Genomic DNA, 18,210 nt, shown 5'->3' on the forward strand with positions numbered 1-18,210 from the left:
ATAAAAAAAGCCCCCTAATTCCAGAGGGGGCTTTCGGTGCAAAAGATATGCTTAGAACGTATAGGTTGCACGGATATAATATTCGCGACCTGCTAATGAGAAAGGAAAGCTTGTCCAGCCATATTTAAAACCAAACTCTGTAAATGGGAATCCTTCTTCTCCCCACTCGTCTGGCATTTCATCGGTAACATTTAATATGCCTGCATTTAATGCCAACTGGTTTGTCACTTGCCATTGACCAGTGATATCAAATAACTGTTTTGAACCCCATGTATTGGCTGGTGTACCGTATGACGCAGTGGTAACTTCGCCATAATGTGTCATGCGGCCCGTTACAGACCAAGAATCTGCATTATACATTGCTGATAAGCTAAAGCGATTTTCTGGTTGCGCTTTTTCAACAAGTAACGCTTGAGATTCATTAAATACGACGTCGTTAGGCACGATACTAGATGATGTATTAATACCTTTGATTTCATTGGTATTGTAGCTATATGAAAATTCGTAGACTATTTCTCCACCAAATTCGACATCATGCTTGTACTGATTTACCCAATCTATACCGAAGGTCTCTGTATCAATGGCGTTTGTAAATAAGGAGACATTTTTAACACCATCTAATTGACCACCTGGAACTGCATATTTAGCAAAGAAAGCATCCACTTCGGCGTTAATTCCTGTACTGATATTACCTGAATAAATAATGCGATCCTCAATATCAATTTGATAGGTATCTAACGTCATTGAATATCCACCAGCATTATAGATAATACCGAACGATAAGCTGGTAGATGTTTCTTCAGTTAACTCCTCAAACCCAAGCTCTTGCGCTAAATCTTCGTGTGGACGTAAGGTAACCAGATCAGCTAATTCACCATTATCAAGAGAAATTGAACGTTGAGTAAAGTTAGCTTGTTGCATGCCTGGAGCGCGGTATCCTGTTGATGCTGAAGCTCTAATCGCTAAGTTATCATTTATTGAGTAATGAGTAGACAATTTACCAATTAACGTGTCACCAAAATCATCGTAATCTTCAAAACGCGCTGCGAAGCTTACTAGCCACTTGTCTGTAACTTGCGTTTCTGAGTCAGCATAGAAAGCAAAGCTGTCTCGTTCTGCATCAATTTCCATTGCAGGACTGTACCCCTGAAATCCTTGCATACCAGGTGCCGTGATGGCACCGTTACAGTCGGTTAATGTTGTACTACCATTAGGATTGACACTTTCAGCACATAAGGTATCGCCACGAGCGTAAGACACTGCATCGCCAGCTTGTTGTTCAAAGCCGTCTGTTCGATATTCAAAACCCAAGGCAATAGAGGTATCAAAGGCAAAACCCAAGTCAACGAATGTTACTGCGTCGAGGTTAAAAGTTGTCTGAGAAAATATCAAAGCACCATCATAAGCTGAAGTTGGGCTATCTGGTCCATAACTAGCGTTGACAGATTCTAAGTTTCGATATTCAAAACGGTTTTTACCCGTTACGATACTTCCGTCTAACTCCCACCCATTGACCTCTGTCCTTACACCTACGGCTAAAGAAGTATCTTCTGAGTCGGTTCCTAATTTAGGTGTCACCCCCTCAGGAAATAAATTTGACCAAACACGATCATCTGCTGCGCCGCGATAAAAACCTAGAGATTCACCTTCTTTTTGGGTAGTACCCCCAAACGCGTACAACTCAGTATCATCTGAGAGATAATAGCTAAAGTTCGCCCATAGACTCATCATCTCTGTTTCAGCTTCACCAACGAGTAATAACTGGCGCGGCTCTTCAATTGACCCAAACCACGTTGTTGGAGTAGCTCGGTTCATCATGCCATTATCAGCATGCTCAAATGTCAAGTTAAGAGTGCCTTTATTTCCTATCTGAAAACCATAATTTGCACCTAACTGAGTTTTTTCTCCATCACCTTCGGCTGTCTCGCCGTATTGTATCCAAGCATTGCCGCCAGTGGTATCTTTCAAAATAATATTGATAACGCCCGCTATGGCATCTGAACCATATTGAGCCGCAGCACCATCGCGAAGAATTTGGACACTTTTAATGGCGGTTAAGGGGATAGAACTTAAATCAGTTCCAGCACTGCCTCTGCCAACATTTTCTTGCACAGCCACTACTGATTGTTGATGTCGTCGTTTACCGTTAATGAGTACTAGAACTTGGTCAGGTCCTAAGCGACGCAAAGTAGCAGGTCTCATTAAATCCTGACCATCGGATGTAGTCGTGTTATTCATGTTAAATGAAGGAGCTAATGCGCGTAACATTTCTGGTGTACTCGTTACGCCGGAGCTTCGAATCGCCTCACCTGAGATAATATCAACAGGAGCAGGGCTATCAGTGACGGTTCTATTTGAAAGGCGAGTACCTACTGTAATGATACGCTCAATATCTTCTGCACTTTTTTCTTTCTCTTCGGCAACGGTTTGTGGTGCGTTTAATAACGCTAGCGATATAGCGAGTGTTAGACCACTTTTAGTGAAAGATTTCGACATGATTTTATTCCCTTTGTTGTAATGTGGTTGTTGTTTACTTTTTATTGTTATTTTTTAAACAGTTTTTCAAAAAAGCTTGAAATCATTGAAAGTTATAGATGAATGCTTGTTGATTTACAAGCATTAACCCTAAAAACATCATGTACTTTTTAATTTGGTTTAAATACGCCAATCGACTAGGGATGGTTATCAATTTGTTTAGCTAGTCAAATTTCATACATTAAGTGATTATTTTATGATAATACGCTAGATTAAAAGAGTATAAAGATGTCGTTAGGGGCACTGTTTAATTGAAGAAGTTACCTTGTGTTATTATCGTATTTATCAGTACCTTTTTGTTTTTCGTGGGAACGATTTCCTATGCTCAAAATATTCGATTAGGTTTCTACGACCAGTCTGATGGCTTGTCTCAGATGACGGTTCAGCATATCGTACAAGATAATAAAGGTTTTCTGTGGTTTGCTACCCAGGAAGGTTTAAATCGTTTCGATGGATATAAATTTAAAGTTTTTAGAAGCGATATTAATGATAGTGCTTCTATTTCAAGCAGTATTATCGAAAAATTACTTATTGATAGTTCAGGTACGATGTGGGTAGCAACAAGAAATGGTCTAAATAGGTACCACCCAGACACCGAAACATTTACCCGCTATATGCATGACTCAGCAGATGAAAGTAGCTTAAGTCATCCATGGGTAATGGCATTGTACGAAGATAAGCAAGGTATTTTATGGGTTGGAACATTAGGTGGTGGTCTTAATCGGTTTAATCATGAAGATGGTACTTTTAAACGCTATCAAGCTGATTCAACTACTAAAAGTAGTTTAAGCGATAATTTTATTTATGCCATTCATGAAGACAATCAAGGTGTCTTTTGGGTTGCTACGCGAAATGGTGGGCTCAATGTTTTTAATCGTATTGACGAGAGTTTTATTCAGTTTAGACATAACCCAAATGACGCAACGAGTTTGAGTCACGATAGAGTTTATTCGATTGTTGAAGATCGAGATGGGCAACTTTGGTTTGGCACTCGAGGAGGAGGTCTGAATCGTTTTATTCGGAAAAGTCAGCGTTTCGAAAGGTTTTTACATGATCCCGCTAATCCTTTCAGTTTGGGGAGTGATTTTATTAATGGCATGGTGTCAGATAAACAAGGAAATTTGTGGTTAACAACTTTTCATGCCGGACTTTGCCAACTCAATAAACAAAACATGATTTTTCATTGTTATAAAAATAATGAAGGAGACCCATTTAGTTTATCAGCGAATACGGCAGTTAGTGTTTATCTTGATAATAGTGACACTTTATGGATTGGGACTTTTGGAGGAGGAATTAACTTTTATAACCCAGCAGTAAATCGATTCAAGCACTACTACCATGTATCGAACCAAGAAAGCTCGCTTAGTGAGAATAGTATTTGGAGTGTTTACAAAGATAACCAGAATCAGATATGGGTCGGCACAGAAAACAATGGTGTTGATATAATTGATGTAAATAAGGAAAAAGTCTTAAATATTAAACATGATCCTAACAAAAAATTGAGTATTAGTAGTAATCACATTCGATCTATTTTTCAGGACCACCGCGGGGATTATTGGCTAGGCACCGAAGAAAATGGCTTAAATAGACTCGATAAGGATAAACAGTTTATTGCTCGGTACCAATATGAAGAAAACAATCAAAATAGTTTAAGTAGCAATGATCAAATCCTTGCTATCGCAGAAGATCAACGTCGTTATCTTTGGGTGGGTACCCGACATGGATTGAATCGCTTTAGTCCTGATCGTCAATCAATACAGCGATATTTAGTTTCTGACGGACGAGCTAATTCAATAAGAAATGATGTCATCACTGGGCTCTTAGTTGATAGTCGAGGACTAATATGGGTCGCAACGAACCAAGGCTTATATTATTTCAATTATGATGAAAACGGATTTACAAGTTATCTTAATGATCCCAATGATCGATTTTCAATTAATGATAAGTCAATACTGGCAATCGCAGAAGATGATCATGGTGATATTTGGTTGGGATACTCTCAATTGGGGCTTTCTAAGTTAGATTGGCAAACACAAAAATTTTCACATTTTAATCATGCTACCGAAAAACTACCTAGCGAAAGCATTTATGGTATTGAGAGTGACCATAATAATCATATTTGGTTTAGCACGAATAGAGGTATAGGTCGGCTAAATGTGATAACTGAAGAATATCACCTTTTTAGCCAAAGTGATGGCTTACAAGGAAATGAATTTAATCAAGGGGCTAGCTATCGTTCACCAGATAACACATTGTTATTTGGGGGGATTAATGGCGTTAGTGTTTTCAATCCTCAAGATATTACAATAAATGAGGTGGCGCCATCACCGATAATAACAGACTTTCATTTATTTAATCAGCCAATCAAGATAGAAGCTGCGAATAGTGCGGCGGTTTTGAACAAATCAATTACGGAAACTGACAAGCTTAGCTTGTCTTATCGAGAATCAATTTTTAGCTTTGACTTTTCGGCCTTAAATTATACCACTCCTGAGCAGGTTAGTTACGAATATATGCTAGATGGCTTTCATCAAGCGTGGATTCAAACCGATGCTGAAAATAGGCGAGCTACCTTCACCAATATTCCGCATGGGGTCTATCAATTTAGAGTTAGAGCGTTTAATAAATTTGGTGTAGGGGGGGATCAAGAGGCAAAACTGCAAATTGTTATAACTCCACCATGGTGGAAAACTTGGTGGGCCAAAATAATAATGTTGGCGTTGTCTATTTCATTGGCTTATACCTGGTATTACCAAAGGATGCGCAACTATGCGATCCAAGAAAAACGGTTAAAGACGAAAGTAGAGCAACGCACTGCGGAAGTTGTGAAACAAAAGGAAGCGCTTGAACAATCTTACCGCAACATTACTGTTATTAGTGATATAGGCAAAGAAATAACCAGCTCATTAAGTTTGGAGCAGGTATTGTTGATGGTTTATGAACACGTCAACTCTTTAATGAGTGCATCGATATTTGGAATCGGTATCTATGATGGTGAAAAAGAAGAAATTCGCTATGAATTAGCAATTAAAGGTGGTTATCATTACCGACCATACACTCGCCCGATGTCACAAAAAAATCAATTTCCAGTTTGGTGTATAGAGAATCAAAAAGAAATACTCATCAATGATATAGATAAGGAAGGTGAAAGCTATATTGCTCAGCATGAATATAGTCAACAACATTTTAAAGAATATCATGTTGAGAGGGAAGGAATAGACTCACAAGCCCCAAAATCTTTTATCTATGTACCTATGTTTACCAAAACTGGAGTACTAGGCGTAATGACGGTGCAAAGTAATCAATTGGGTAGCTATACCCATGTTCACGTTGATATGCTCAAAACTTTAGCCACTTATACAGCTAACGCTATTGAAAACGCTAGGGCACATCAAAAGCTGCAAGATGCTCAATCTCAACTTGTCGAATCTGCTAAGATTGCTTCGTTAGGTAGGCTCGTTTCTGGTGTAGCTCATGAGCTAAATACACCGCTTGGAGTCGCGATTACCTCAGCATCAGTTCTGGAATCCGAGAGCAAAAATATTTTTGATAAAATTAAAGTTCAGAAATTGACTAAGCAAGAGTTTAGGGGGTTTGAATCTACTTCGATTAACAGCCTGCGGTTACTCAATCAAAATTTAAAGCGAGCAAGCAATTTAGTCAATAATTTTAAAAAGATCGCCGTCGATAAATCAGAAGAGACAAAAAGTAGCTTTGACGTACAACAGCTAGTTGAAACGTTGTTATTATCAATTAACCCTCTGTTAAAAAACAAAGATATCAAGGTGATTTTGGAGATCCCCACGGAACTAATCGTTACAAGTTATGCCAATACTCTAACGCAAGTGTTTATTAACTTGATAATGAACTCAATAGATCACGGTTTAGAAAGCTCTTCTGGAACTATTACAATTAAGGTAAATTTGGATGAAAAAAAGCAATTAACAATAGATTATAGTGATAATGGAGCAGGCATGGATAAGGAAACACTTAAGAAACTTTTTGATCCTTTTTTTACCACCAAGGGTAGAGCAAAACACTTAGGGTTGGGAATGATCGTTGTTTATAATTACGTAACGCATATACTTCATGGCACTATCGATGTTACTAGCGCTTTAAACCAAGGCTTCAGTGCAAAGATCTGTTTCGCGGTTGATAACTAGCTACTAAACTAGCGAGGCGTTCAATATTCATTTATAAAATGATGATGTCGATACTCTGTTGGGCTTATCCCATAGTAACGTTTGAATACGTTAATCAAACGTTGCTCAGATTTAAAACCGCAATACAAAGCAATAACTTTGAGTCGATTTTGCTTATTTTGCAATAAGACCATGGCTTTTTCTATTCTTAGTTTTTCAAGAAATTGAGCGGGAGTTTCTTTGACTTCTTTTACAAATAGCCGATGAAAGTTACGTAGACTCATATGCCAGTGCTCAGCGACTTGCTCAATACTATGAATATCCTTTAAATTTTCTACCATCCAGTCAACAACGGCCGTCAATTTATTGATTGCTCCAAGTTGCTTAGATAAAAGTGCGCTAAACTGTTGTTGACCTCCCGGTCTGTGAGCATAAACCACAAGTTGTTTTGCAATATCCATGGCAACTTTTTCACCAAAATCTTCTTTAACAATCGCTAAAGCCATGTCGATACCTGAAGAGCCTCCTGCAGAGCTCCAAATTTGACCTTGTTTTACATAAATGGAATGACTATCGACGTTTATTTTAGGGTAACGTTGAGCTAGCATTGGTGCGGCTTGCCAGTGACAAGCAGCGGTTAAGTTGTTTAGTAAACCCATTTCAGCAAGAATAAATGAGCCAATACAAATAGAGCAAATACGAGTTGATTTTGAAAAGGATGCTCTTAATAACAAAGCTAGTTTTTTGTCAGATAAAACGGAGTGGAGCGCCGAAATGTTATCGGTACCAGGTACAAGCAGCATATCAATTCGCTCGAACTTCATATTAGTAATGGCAGTCGTTTTTATGCAAATATTTGCGCTTAATGTAATGTAACCACCAGCGGCGCTGACGTAGTGAATATTATAACCTTCGTTTTTAGATAGCTTTGCAACATTATCAAAAACTTCCGCGGGGCCAGTAATATCTAGGGCAACCGCCCCTTGATAAACAAAAAATACGACATTCATTCGAGTAGTCACCATATGGCACAAAAAGATGATTTTATGTCATATATGACAGCAGTAAAAGAAGCTAATCTAAACAAAACCCTCAAATATATACGGTATAAGTGTCATGATAGATTTAAGTCAAAAGGTATTGGCTCCTGTTGCAGTTTTAGTTTTGTGGACATTCATCATAGGCTTTCGCATGTTTTGTCATCGAATTGCTGAAATGAAGCGTTGTAAGATATCACCTGATAGCATTGCGCTGTCACAAACTCGCAGTGCTCGTTTGAAGGACTCTCGAGCTTCTGATAACTACAATCACTTGTTTGAACAACCTATCCTTTTTTATGTGTTATCTGTTACTGTTGTGTTGGTTCAGTACGTGCCAACAGGTTACCTATTGATGGCTTGGAGCTTTGTGATTCTTAGGGTAATCCATTCAATAATACAATGTACCATTAATAACGTGATGTGGCGTTTTAGTATTTTTATGGTGAGTTATGTTTTGCTAGGTTTTATGTGGGGGCTGTTTTCTTGGTATCTTTTTACCGCTTAGCAATTGAGTTTGTTTATTACTATTTTCACAAAAAGAAAACCTTTTAACCCCTGTAGCGCCAAAATTTTATAACAGTTAATACTTTGTTAAATGCAGCCAACTGCGTTACCGTTTCTATCTTCATCTTCTCCATCCCCGTCGATATCTGAAGTCGCAAAAGAGCTGCCGGATATATTGATAATAACAGCACGGGATAGGTCGGTTCTACCTGAAGGGCAATAAGTTAACCTTACAGGGCCAGGAGAAGCTAAGCCACCAGTTGGTGAAAATACTATTTGTCCTTGGGTTGATTGAATGGCATCCCCCGCAGCGGTGGCGGATTTCGTTTTTACTAATATCTCTGTTGCGTTATTAAAGGTATTTGCGTCGGCTAAAGTATTAACAGCATTTGTAAACACACTTAACTGATTTTGCCAGTTGTTTATTTGACATGTGGTTCCGCTAAGGGGACATAATGTAACGAATTGCCCAGTATTCACAGCAGTATTTCTCGCGGCTAACACCAATCGTCGAAGTTCAGATATTTCATTATCAACTCGAGACTTTAAGGTGAATTCACCAAGTGCAGGTATCCCGACAGCTAATAAAATCCCAATTAATGAAACACTCACCATGAGCTCTAATAAACTAAAACCAGAGGTTCTGTTTGTTATTCTTTGTAACTGTTGACGTTTACACATAAGAAATGCTTAATGCCTATGAAGTCAAGTCCTTTAGATGTTATAACATTTATTAAAGATTTCAGCCAATATTTATTTAAACTAGACAGGAGGAGCCACTAGTAACAGACAATATCATGTCCAGTGCGTGTGACATCTCTGTTTGTTTGCGGATTTACTATCGACTTATAGATCCGGCCTGTAATGGCAACAACAATTGCCCTCGATTTATTCGCGTGGTTTTTTGGGCAATATTTAAACGTTGCGTTTTGCCCCCAACCCGCTAAATGTCCATTTGGGGCGTATGAAACACCAATACGTGTTCTGCCATATTGCAATTTATCACCAGTGTTAATAGCTGCTTTAGTTTTAATGATTTGCTCTCCCTCGGTAATATCGAGACGCTTATTATTGTTAGGGTCAGTAAAAACTGAAAGTTCGCGGCTCCAATCATTATCGCATCTACCATTTAGCAGCGGACACAAGGTTACCGTATGGTTGTTGTTTAACGCTGTATTACGAGCGAGTAATAATAGCCTTGATATCTCTCCGATCTCGCGATCAACCCGCAATTTGACGATAAAGTCATTCATTGAAGGCACTCCTATTAAGAGAAGCACCAGTAATATGGCGACAGAAACTAAGGTTTCTATCAAAGTAAATCCTTTTACATTAATATTCATACCTCTTCCTTGAGGTTAGTGATAATTCTGTAAAAAGTTATAGTTGATAACGTTAGAGTTTGCGAATTAACTTACGCATTTTTCTCAGCGCTTTTTGCTGAATACGCAACTTTAAAACGTTACTGGTCATAAATAGTGGGTATTGGCGCGCGTTTGTGCGCGGTTCTCTCGTAGATCGCAATAAGTCGATTTTCGACATCGGGGTTAATAGGTTTTCCTTCCAAAAAGTCATCGAGTTGGTCGTAAGTTAAACCTAGCGCATCTTCGTCTTTTTTACCTGGCTCAAGCTCTTCTAAATCAGCTGTAGGTGCTTTTGTTATTAATTTTTCAGGGGCTCCTAAATGAGACGCTAATTGCCTTACCTGCCTTTTTGATAGACCAAACAAAGGCGCTAAATCACATGCGCCGTCTCCCCATTTGGTAAAGAAACCGGTAATGTTTTCGGCTGAATGGTCAGTTCCAATAACTAAACCACCTAGTATGCCGGCAAGATGATATTGAGTGACCATACGAGCACGAGCTTTAACATTACCCTTTGAGAAATCTATTTGTGCGGCTGAAGCATTCAGGAGGTTTTCTTTTCTTAAGGCATTTAACGTTTCATTATGAATGCCATCGACACCGCTGGCTATATTGGTTGTTACGATGTGAGAAGGCGCAATAAAGGAAAGCGCTAATTGTGCGTCGTCTTCATCGGCTTGAACAGAATAAGGTAAACGTACAGCAATAAAGCGGTAAGTGTTCGTTTCATATTGCTCGTTTAACTCATTAACGGCTAGCTGTGCCAATCTTCCACAAGTAGAAGAATCAACGCCGCCGCTAATACCTAAAATAAGATGATTTAGTCCTGAATTAAGCAGCATTTTTTTTATAAAATCAACACGACGTTTTACTTCGAATGTAACATCAATCGTAGGAAGTACTCTCATTTCTTCAATAATTTGTTGGCGCGCCATCAACAACCTCATATTTCTAACAGTATAACTAGTAGCAGTAGTAATGTTGTTAGTGTACCAAACTCTAATCCACTTGTAGTTATTCTTATTTAAAAATCAGCTTTTCGTTTATTACAACAATTGTGTACAATCTTAGTTTATAATATTCACCACCTATTTGGTTATACAGGCTAGCTATGAAGAAGATTGAAGCAATTATTAAACCTTTCAAATTAGATGATGTTCGCGAGGCGCTTGGCGAGATTGGTGTTAATGGGATGACCGTATCTGAGGTTAAAGGTTTTGGGCGTCAAAAAGGGCATACTGAGCTGTACCGTGGCGCAGAATATATGGTTGACTTTTTACCGAAAGCTAAAATTGAAATAGTGATCTCAGATGAAGATGTAGAGCGTTGTTTAGAAACGATAACCGAAACAGCCAAAACGGGGAAAATAGGTGATGGAAAAATATTTGTTACCGATGTCGAGCGAGTAATTCGTATCCGAACGGGGGAAGAGGATAACGAAGCTATTTAGGCTAGCAATAAAAAAAGCGCGTGAAGCGCTTTTTTTATGAATGTGAAATCTATTTCACCAAGTTATTTGAAGGGTAATTTGCTGCAAGCACTTGCATGGCATTATTTCGTAAATCAGTTAACCCCATCTTTTCGTAGGCTTCAATCATAATCTCTAACGCTTGTTCTACTTCCGCACTTCTTGAGAAATTCTCAATAATATAGCGTCCGCGATTTGCAGCTGAAGCATAGGCATCTCGCTTCATGTAGAATTTTGCTACTTTCAATTCATATTTAGCTAAACGAGATTTAATCTCCATCATACGCTTTCTGGCATCTGCTGCGTACTTGCTCTCAGGGTACTGCGTAATAATGGTTTTAAAATCATTGAATGCTTCGCGCGCTGCCGTAGCATCTCTATCAGAGCGGTCAATTCCTGCTAAATCTTGAAAAAGGTTTGCTTCAGTTTCTAAGTTAATTAACGCACGCATGTAGTAGACATAATCGACATTAACATGAGTTGGATTCAATCGTAAGAAACGATCTGTTAGCGCAATACCTTGAGCTGAGTCACCACTTTTGTAATAAGCATATATTAAGTCTAATTGCACTTGGTGACTGATCGGGCCGTATGGAAAGCGAGAATCTATCGCTGAGAGCACTTGGATCGCTTTTTGATAAAGACCGTTATCTAGAGCTTCTCTTGCGTCACTAAAAAGAGCTTGTGCTGATTTATTGGGAACTTCATCAACTTCGGCTTTCTCTGAAGAAGAACAACCAGCCAGTAGAATTACTGCGGTTAAAAATAGGGTTCGAAGAGTCATTTTTTCCATAGGTCTCATTATCGTAGTCTTGTATTTATATAAATTAATAAACAGTAATTACTATTTACTTAATGTAATTGCCCGCACAAAAGGGTAAAATAATTACAGCATTCTAACCTAGCAAACTTGCAATGCACAGTGCTAATTCACAGAGATTTTAATGGCTGAAAAAATTCAACACCAAGATACAGTACCTGACTCATGTTTAGGCATGCGTTTCGACCAAGCAATAGCGCAAATGTTCCCAGATTATTCGCGATCTCGATTGAAAGATTGGATATTAGCTGGAAAAGTATCCGTTAATGGGGAAGTATTGACGCGTGCTCGCGAAAAGATGTATGGTGGCGAAGAAATAGTGATAGCTGCCGAAGTGGAGTCAGAAGAAAGGTTTGAGCCACAAAATATCCCATTGAATATCGTTTATGAAGATGAAGATATTTTGGTCATTAATAAGCCTGCGGGTTTAGTCGTCCATCCAGGTGCGGGTAATCCCGATGGGACAGTTCTTAATGCATTACTGCACCATTGTCCGCAAGTCAGTGTTGTTCCTAGAGCAGGCATTGTACACCGTTTAGATAAAGATACGACCGGATTAATGGTGGTTGCAAAAACCATCGCCGCACAAACTAACCTAGTTGAAGCATTACAAGCCCGTGAAATAACGCGTGAGTATGAAGCTATCGCCTGTGGAGTTATGACAGCAGGTGGAGTCGTAGATGAGCCGATAGGGCGACATGCGACGAAGCGAACACATATGGCGATCACCATGTCTGGTCGACCATCAGTAACCCACTATCGTGTAATGGAAAAATTTAGACTTCACACGCGTTTGCGTTTAAGGCTTGAAACTGGTCGAACACATCAAATTCGTGTTCATATGGCGCATATTACCCATCCTTTGGTTGGAGACCCTGTTTATGGTGGCCGTCCTCGACCGCCTAAGAATGCGACACCAGAGCTTCGAGAAATATTAAAAAACTTTAAAAGGCAAGCACTGCATGCTGCGATGTTGTCATTGTTTCATCCCATTACTGGCGAGCAAATGACATGGCATGCAGAAGTTCCTGAGGATATGGTAAAACTGACAGACATTTTACGAGAAGACACCAAGTTAAATGAGCATACTAACTACTAGTCTTTCAATAGATAAATCAGCCTTAGATCCTATCAAATTGCCTGTTAATAACGTGCAGGCAATTCAAACCACCCGATTATCACCATTCTCATCTTTATCAAGTATTCCTCCATACCATCACTTTAATTTAGGCGTTCATGTAGGAGATAATGCTAACCAAGTTAATGCTAATCGCCGTCAGCTTCTTTCATTATTTCCACAAGGGGTGCAAGCCCAATGGTTAGACCAAGTGCATGGCAATACGGTTGCTGAAATTACTCAAGTATCAGAGAAAGCGATTGTTGCTGATGCTGCTGTTACACGCACTCCTAATATAGCGCTGTCGGTATTGACGGCAGATTGTTTACCTATTTTATTAACAAATCAACGAGGGACTGAAGTCGCTGTCATTCATGGTGGCTGGCGACCACTCGCTAAGAGTATTATCGCTGAAACATTAAGTAAGTTCGAATCACCTGCAATTGAAATCATTGCATGGTTTGGTCCCTGTATTGGCAACAAGGCGTTTGAAGTTGGTGAGGAGGTTCGTGAAGCATTTTTATTAATATCGCCTGATCTAGCATCTGCATTTACTCCTCGTTCAGAAGGAAAATGGTTTGCAGATCTTGTGAGTATTGCTAGCACGATGTTGAATACTTGCGGCGTACAAAAAATTATTTATGGTCATCATTGTACGGATTCAAATAAGCAAAGGTATTATTCTTATCGTCGTGATCAAGTCACTGGCAGAATGGCTTCCCTTATTTGCATCAAACCATAGCTTTCTTAGCATAGCGATTAGTTCTACTGTTTTGATTACTTTTACAAATTCTTGATCGATATCAAGTTTTTAATCGATGCTGACTTGATAAATTTTTTAAAGCCCATAGATTTAATGTGAGATTAGTCGTAAGTCCAGTAACATGGCCGTAGGAGAAATAACCCATGCGTTTAGATCGTTTCACACAATCATTTCAAGTTGCAATTTCTGATGCTCAATCGATTGCATTAGGCAAAGATCATCAGTTCATAGAACCAGCACATTTAATGTTGGCGTTACTCAATCAAAATAATGGTAGTACAATTCCGTTGCTCAAGAGTGCTGGTGTAGATATTTATTCATTTAGAACACAAGTAGAACAATTAATTGAGTCGTTTGCTCAAGTTAGTGGTACTGGTGGCGAGGTTCAATTATCGAACTCACTCGGCAATTTACTTAATTTATGTGACAAGTATGCCCAAAAAGAAGGTGATAAGTTTATTTCATCTGAGATTTTTGTCTTAGCTGCCCTTGAAGATAAAGGGAAGTTAGGACAAATCCTAAAATCGCTTGGGGCGACGCAATCTCGTTTAAAAGATGCTATTTCTCATGTTCGCGGTGGTCAGAAAGTCAATGATCAAAATGCAGAAGATGTCCGTCAGGCCTTAGAAAAATATACGGTTGATGTTACTGCACGAGCTGAAGAGGGTAAACTTGATCCTGTTATTGGTCGTGATGATGAAATCAGGCGTACTATTCAAGTTCTTCAAAGAAGAACTAAAAATAACCCTGTGCTAATCGGCCAACCTGGTGTTGGTAAAACAGCAATTGTTGAAGGTTTGGCCCAGCGCATTGTCGATCATGAGGTGCCTGAAGGCCTCAAAAATAAACGCGTGTTATCTTTAGATATGGGGGCGCTTGTAGCTGGCGCTAAATATCGTGGCGAGTTTGAAGAGCGACTCAAAGCGGTTTTAAACGAACTTGCCAAAGAAGAGGGCCAAGTGATTCTGTTTATTGACGAGCTTCACACTATGGTTGGTGCTGGTAAAACAGATGGCGCTATGGACGCTGGTAATATGCTCAAACCAGCACTAGCTCGAGGAGAGCTCCATTGTGTTGGTGCTACAACGTTAGATGAGTATCGTCAATATATTGAAAAAGATGCAGCGCTTGAGCGTCGCTTCCAAAAAGTATTAGTTGATGAGCCTTCGGTAGAAGATACCATAGCTATCTTACGTGGTTTGAAAGAGCGTTATGAACTGCATCATAATGTCAACATTACTGACCCGGCTATTGTAGCAGCGGCGACACTGTCTCACCGTTATATTAGTGATAGACAACTTCCAGATAAAGCGATTGATTTAATTGATGAAGCGGCTTCTAGTATTCGATTGCAAATGGATTCTAAACCAGAAGAGCTGGACAAATTAGAAAGAAAAATTATTCAGTTAAAGTTAGAGCAAAAAGCGTTAGATGGTGAAAGTGATGATAGTTCATTGAAACGTTTATCATTAATTAATGAACAATTAAGTGACTTTGAAAAACGCTACCAAGACCTAGAAGAAGTGTGGACGTCTGAAAAAGCAGCTCTACATGGTACTCAAGCAATAAAAGCAGATTTGGAACAAGCAAGAATTGAGCTAGATGCAGCTCGTCGCGCTGGCGATCTTAACAAAATGGCTGAGCTTCAATATAGTCGTATTCCTGAACTTGAAAAACAGTTAGATTTAGCGTCACAAGCAGAAATGCAAGAAATGGCGTTATTGCGCAATAAAGTCACAGACGTTGAAATAGCGGATGTACTTTCAAGGGCAACCGGCATTCCTGTATCTAAAATGTTAGAAGAAGAGTGTAATAAATTGCTCAATATGGAGGATAATTTGCATGAGCGAGTTATTGGTCAATCAGAAGCCGTTGTTTCAGTGGCTAATGCAATTCGCCGTTCAAGAGCAGGCTTAGCAGATCCGAATCAGCCGATTGGCTCTTTCTTATTCTTGGGACCAACAGGTGTTGGTAAAACAGAACTCACTAAAGCATTAGCGCATTTCTTGTTTGATAGTGAAGACGCATTAATTCGTGTTGATATGTCAGAGTTTATGGAGAAGCATTCAGTAGCGAGATTGGTCGGTGCTCCTCCTGGATATGTAGGTTATGAAGAGGGTGGATATTTAACTGAAGCGGTTAGAAGAAAACCCTATTCGGTCATCTTGTTAGATGAAGTTGAAAAAGCACACCCAGATGTATTTAATATTTTACTACAAGTATTAGATGATGGGCGATTAACCGACGGTCAAGGTCGCACTGTCGACTTTCGTAATACCGTCGTCATTATGACATCAAATATTGGTTCCGATATTATTCAATCTTTCGGTGATGATTCTCGTTATCAAGAAATGAAAACCAATGTTATGGCCGAGGTAGGACAGCACTTTAAGCCTGAGTTTATCAACCGTATAGACGAAACCGTCGTATTTCATCCACTGTTAGCGGAGCAAATAGCTGAAATAGCTTCTATTCAACTGAAAGAATTAGCTAAGCGACTTGCTGATAGAGACATTACTATAGAAATAAGCGACGAAGCATTAGCATTAATTGCTGAGGCTGGATTTGATCCATTATTTGGAGCTCGACCTTTGAAACGTTCGATTCAACAGTCGTTTGAAAACCCGTTAGCGCAAAGGATTTTATCTAACGAGTTTACGAGTGGTGATACGATCTCAGTTAGTGTAGATAATAATACCTTGGTATTTAACAAAAAATAATAACTAAAGGTAGAGGTTAGTTATCTGAACAATAAACCTCTACCTGCTTTTCACTGATGGCTAATTGCTGTTGTTTTTGTACAGCCGTCAGTAGCTTAACGTCACCATTACTATCTTGATATTGAATTTTATCATAGGTTTTAAGCGTTTGTACGTTTGCTTTTGCTTCTTCACACTGGTCGTTAGAACCTTCGATATCTAGTGCAGTAGGCTCTTCTTCAACTTGATTGGTTTGATCAACCAATTTTTTTTGATGAGCAGCTGACATCGTAAGTTCAGTATAATTATCATGGCTGGGCTGTTGTTGACTAAAATGAACCACGTTATTTTCATCAACCCATCGATATACGGTCACGTTGGTTGCACACACTGTAAATGAGAAAGCGGCTAATGCTAATCCAAAGTATTTAACTTGCATATTCCTACCTATTTGAGTGGGCAGCTTTACTTCACTTAAAACTGCTATCTTGCTTGATTTATAGCAATTAGTAACAAAGTTTACAAATATTTATCAAAGTAAATAAACGATTACCTAGAATTTTCACTGACTTCAACTTGTTATTTATGATAAATTGTTAGTCAATTCTGTATTAATAGCTTATATATTACTTTATGTCTGACAAAACAACTGAGAACAACTCTCCGTCAAAAGGAATTTACCTCTTACCTAATTTATTGACCACTGCTGGCTTATTTTCAGGTTTTTATGCCGTAGTTTCTTCTATGAATGGTCATTTTGAAGCTGCAGCAATCGCGATTTTTGTTGCAATGATATTTGATGGTTTAGATGGTCGAGTGGCAAGAATGACTAATACACAAAGTGCTTTTGGTGCTGAATACGATAGTATGGCTGATATGGTGTCCTTTGGTATTGCCCCTGGTCTTGTCGCTTACAATTGGGCTTTGTCTGATTTAGGAAAATTTGGTTGGATAGCTGCATTTGTCTTTGTTGCTTGTGCTGCACTGCGATTAGCAAGATTCAACACTCAGGTTGGTGTTGCCGATAAAAGGTACTTTCAAGGTTTAGCAAGTCCTGCTGCAGCTAGTGTTATTGCGAGTTTAGTTTGGCTTGGAACAGAATATGGTATTGATGGTAAAGAACTTGGCGTGATATTTGGTGCAGTTACCATTATTACAGGTTTATTGATGGTGAGTAATTTTAGATACAACAGTTTTAAAGAAGTCGACTGGAAAGGGAAGGTTAACTTTATTGTTGTACTTATTATTGTATTAGTATTCGCGGTAGTCGCGACTAGTCCTGTAGAAATATTGTGTGCGATATTTGTTCTTTACGCATGCTCAGGACCTTTCACGACAATACGCTCAGTAAAAAAATTAAGGTTAGAGCATGTTGTTGGTGATGATGACGATGCCGAATTTATTGAAAATATTGTCGAATCAGAAGAAAGCAACGGCAACAGTCCGATAGACGTTAAAGCGAAAAGTGAAAAATCATCGCAGAAAAGCAAATAAAGCGAACAATTGATTTTTCATTTTTAAAGAGCCTTTATTAAAGAATACAAAAAAACGCCAATAAGGCGTTTTTTTGTATTCTTGCTTGGCAAAAATACAAAAAGTGAACTATTTTTATACACCCAGTCGAAAAGTTTAAATTATTTTAAAATAACGGTTGACGGGGGAGTAAAAATCCCTAAAATGCGCATCCACTTCTCAGGGAGACCTAGGAAGGGAGTTTTACTAAGTTATGTGGATTGAAATACTCGATAAACATAACGA

At 38.9% G+C, this 18,210-nt stretch carries 14 protein-coding genes; 7 read left to right on the forward strand and 7 right to left on the reverse strand.

The window, feature by feature from the left end:
- Positions 1-51: 51 nt before the first annotated feature.
- Positions 52-2,496 carry a TonB-dependent receptor plug domain-containing protein gene (locus ACSLUH_RS16640; RefSeq protein ID WP_448569057.1) on the reverse strand — a complete coding sequence of 815 codons (2,445 nt, stop codon included), beginning with the start codon at positions 2,494-2,496 and terminating at the stop codon, positions 52-54.
- Between the two features lie 290 nt (positions 2,497-2,786).
- Here ACSLUH_RS16640 and ACSLUH_RS16645 point away from each other — a divergent pair, with 290 nt between their 5' ends.
- Positions 2,787-6,698: a two-component regulator propeller domain-containing protein gene (locus ACSLUH_RS16645; protein WP_448569059.1), complete on the forward strand. Its 3,912-nt coding sequence runs from the start codon at positions 2,787-2,789 to the stop codon at positions 6,696-6,698.
- Positions 6,699-6,718: 20 nt separating this feature from the next.
- On the opposite strand, the gene ACSLUH_RS16650 is transcribed toward ACSLUH_RS16645, so the two are convergent.
- Positions 6,719-7,687 carry a GlxA family transcriptional regulator gene (locus ACSLUH_RS16650; RefSeq protein WP_448569061.1) on the reverse strand — a complete coding sequence of 323 codons (969 nt, stop codon included), beginning with the start codon at positions 7,685-7,687 and terminating at the stop codon, positions 6,719-6,721.
- Positions 7,688-7,793: 106 nt separating this feature from the next.
- Here ACSLUH_RS16650 and ACSLUH_RS16655 point away from each other — a divergent pair, with 106 nt between their 5' ends.
- The gene (locus ACSLUH_RS16655; protein ID WP_448569063.1) at positions 7,794-8,222 is read left to right on the forward strand and encodes an MAPEG family protein; all 429 of its coding nucleotides are present in this window, start codon (positions 7,794-7,796) and stop codon (positions 8,220-8,222) included.
- A gap of 86 nt (positions 8,223-8,308) precedes the next feature.
- On the opposite strand, the gene ACSLUH_RS16660 is transcribed toward ACSLUH_RS16655, so the two are convergent.
- The 3 genes from ACSLUH_RS16660 to nadE form a co-directional block, all read right to left on the reverse strand.
- Complete coding sequence (locus ACSLUH_RS16660) at positions 8,309-8,902, reverse strand: GspH/FimT family pseudopilin (protein ID WP_448569065.1); 594 nt, start codon at positions 8,900-8,902, stop codon at positions 8,309-8,311.
- Between the two features lie 98 nt (positions 8,903-9,000).
- Entirely contained in the window at positions 9,001-9,564 is a 564-nt protein-coding gene (locus ACSLUH_RS16665) for a GspH/FimT family pseudopilin (protein WP_448569067.1), read from the reverse strand.
- A gap of 119 nt (positions 9,565-9,683) precedes the next feature.
- A complete protein-coding gene (gene nadE, locus ACSLUH_RS16670) occupies positions 9,684-10,520 on the reverse strand; it encodes an NAD(+) synthase (protein WP_448569069.1) in 837 nt (278 codons plus the stop codon).
- A gap of 176 nt (positions 10,521-10,696) precedes the next feature.
- Between nadE and glnB the strand changes: the two genes are divergently transcribed.
- On the forward strand, positions 10,697-11,035 hold the full coding sequence (glnB, locus tag ACSLUH_RS16675; RefSeq protein ID WP_448569071.1) for a nitrogen regulatory protein P-II: 339 nt from the start codon (positions 10,697-10,699) through the stop codon (positions 11,033-11,035).
- A 49-nt stretch (positions 11,036-11,084) separates the two neighbouring features.
- Here the strand turns inward: glnB and bamD are convergent, their stop codons facing one another.
- The gene (bamD, locus tag ACSLUH_RS16680; RefSeq protein WP_448569073.1) at positions 11,085-11,846 is read right to left on the reverse strand and encodes an outer membrane protein assembly factor BamD; all 762 of its coding nucleotides are present in this window, start codon (positions 11,844-11,846) and stop codon (positions 11,085-11,087) included.
- Between the two features lie 151 nt (positions 11,847-11,997).
- Between bamD and rluD the strand changes: the two genes are divergently transcribed.
- The 3 genes from rluD (at position 11,998) to clpB (ending at position 16,473) form a co-directional block, all read left to right on the forward strand.
- Positions 11,998-12,972, forward strand: coding sequence for a 23S rRNA pseudouridine(1911/1915/1917) synthase RluD (gene rluD, locus ACSLUH_RS16685; protein ID WP_448569075.1), 975 nt, complete (start codon positions 11,998-12,000; stop codon positions 12,970-12,972).
- Positions 12,953-13,732 (forward strand): peptidoglycan editing factor PgeF, encoded by a 780-nt coding sequence (gene pgeF / locus ACSLUH_RS16690; RefSeq protein WP_448569077.1) that lies wholly within the window; start codon positions 12,953-12,955, stop codon positions 13,730-13,732. The genes rluD and pgeF overlap by 20 nt, the downstream gene beginning before the upstream one ends.
- Before the next feature lie 164 nt (positions 13,733-13,896).
- Entirely contained in the window at positions 13,897-16,473 is a 2,577-nt protein-coding gene (clpB, locus tag ACSLUH_RS16695) for an ATP-dependent chaperone ClpB (protein ID WP_448569079.1), read from the forward strand.
- Between the two features lie 16 nt (positions 16,474-16,489).
- Here the strand turns inward: clpB and ACSLUH_RS16700 are convergent, their stop codons facing one another.
- The gene (locus ACSLUH_RS16700) at positions 16,490-16,891 is read right to left on the reverse strand and encodes a DUF4124 domain-containing protein (RefSeq protein ID WP_448569081.1); all 402 of its coding nucleotides are present in this window, start codon (positions 16,889-16,891) and stop codon (positions 16,490-16,492) included.
- A gap of 194 nt (positions 16,892-17,085) precedes the next feature.
- Here ACSLUH_RS16700 and pssA point away from each other — a divergent pair, with 194 nt between their 5' ends.
- A complete protein-coding gene (gene pssA / locus ACSLUH_RS16705) occupies positions 17,086-17,946 on the forward strand; it encodes a CDP-diacylglycerol--serine O-phosphatidyltransferase (RefSeq protein WP_448569083.1) in 861 nt (286 codons plus the stop codon).
- Positions 17,947-18,210 lie beyond the last annotated feature (264 nt).

The sequence above is a fragment of the Thalassotalea ganghwensis genome (assembly GCF_053485795.1).

Excerpts from the sequence above, each read along its gene's own strand:
- ACSLUH_RS16640 (WP_448569057.1), bottom strand. The coding sequence starts at position 2,496 with ATGTCGAAATCTTTCACTAAAAGTGGTCTAACACTCGCTATATCGCTA.
- ACSLUH_RS16650 (WP_448569061.1), bottom strand. The coding sequence starts at position 7,687 with ATGAATGTCGTATTTTTTGTTTATCAAGGGGCGGTTGCCCTAGATATT.
- ACSLUH_RS16655 (WP_448569063.1), top strand. The coding sequence starts at position 7,794 with ATGATAGATTTAAGTCAAAAGGTATTGGCTCCTGTTGCAGTTTTAGTT.
- ACSLUH_RS16660 (WP_448569065.1), bottom strand. The coding sequence starts at position 8,902 with ATGTGTAAACGTCAACAGTTACAAAGAATAACAAACAGAACCTCTGGT.
- ACSLUH_RS16665 (WP_448569067.1), bottom strand. The coding sequence starts at position 9,564 with ATGAATATTAATGTAAAAGGATTTACTTTGATAGAAACCTTAGTTTCT.
- nadE (WP_448569069.1), bottom strand. The coding sequence starts at position 10,520 with ATGGCGCGCCAACAAATTATTGAAGAAATGAGAGTACTTCCTACGATT.
- glnB (WP_448569071.1), top strand. The coding sequence starts at position 10,697 with ATGAAGAAGATTGAAGCAATTATTAAACCTTTCAAATTAGATGATGTT.
- bamD (WP_448569073.1), bottom strand. The coding sequence starts at position 11,846 with ATGGAAAAAATGACTCTTCGAACCCTATTTTTAACCGCAGTAATTCTA.
- rluD (WP_448569075.1), top strand. The coding sequence starts at position 11,998 with ATGGCTGAAAAAATTCAACACCAAGATACAGTACCTGACTCATGTTTA.
- pgeF (WP_448569077.1), top strand. The coding sequence starts at position 12,953 with ATGAGCATACTAACTACTAGTCTTTCAATAGATAAATCAGCCTTAGAT.
- clpB (WP_448569079.1), top strand. The coding sequence starts at position 13,897 with ATGCGTTTAGATCGTTTCACACAATCATTTCAAGTTGCAATTTCTGAT.
- ACSLUH_RS16700 (WP_448569081.1), bottom strand. The coding sequence starts at position 16,891 with ATGCAAGTTAAATACTTTGGATTAGCATTAGCCGCTTTCTCATTTACA.
- pssA (WP_448569083.1), top strand. The coding sequence starts at position 17,086 with ATGTCTGACAAAACAACTGAGAACAACTCTCCGTCAAAAGGAATTTAC.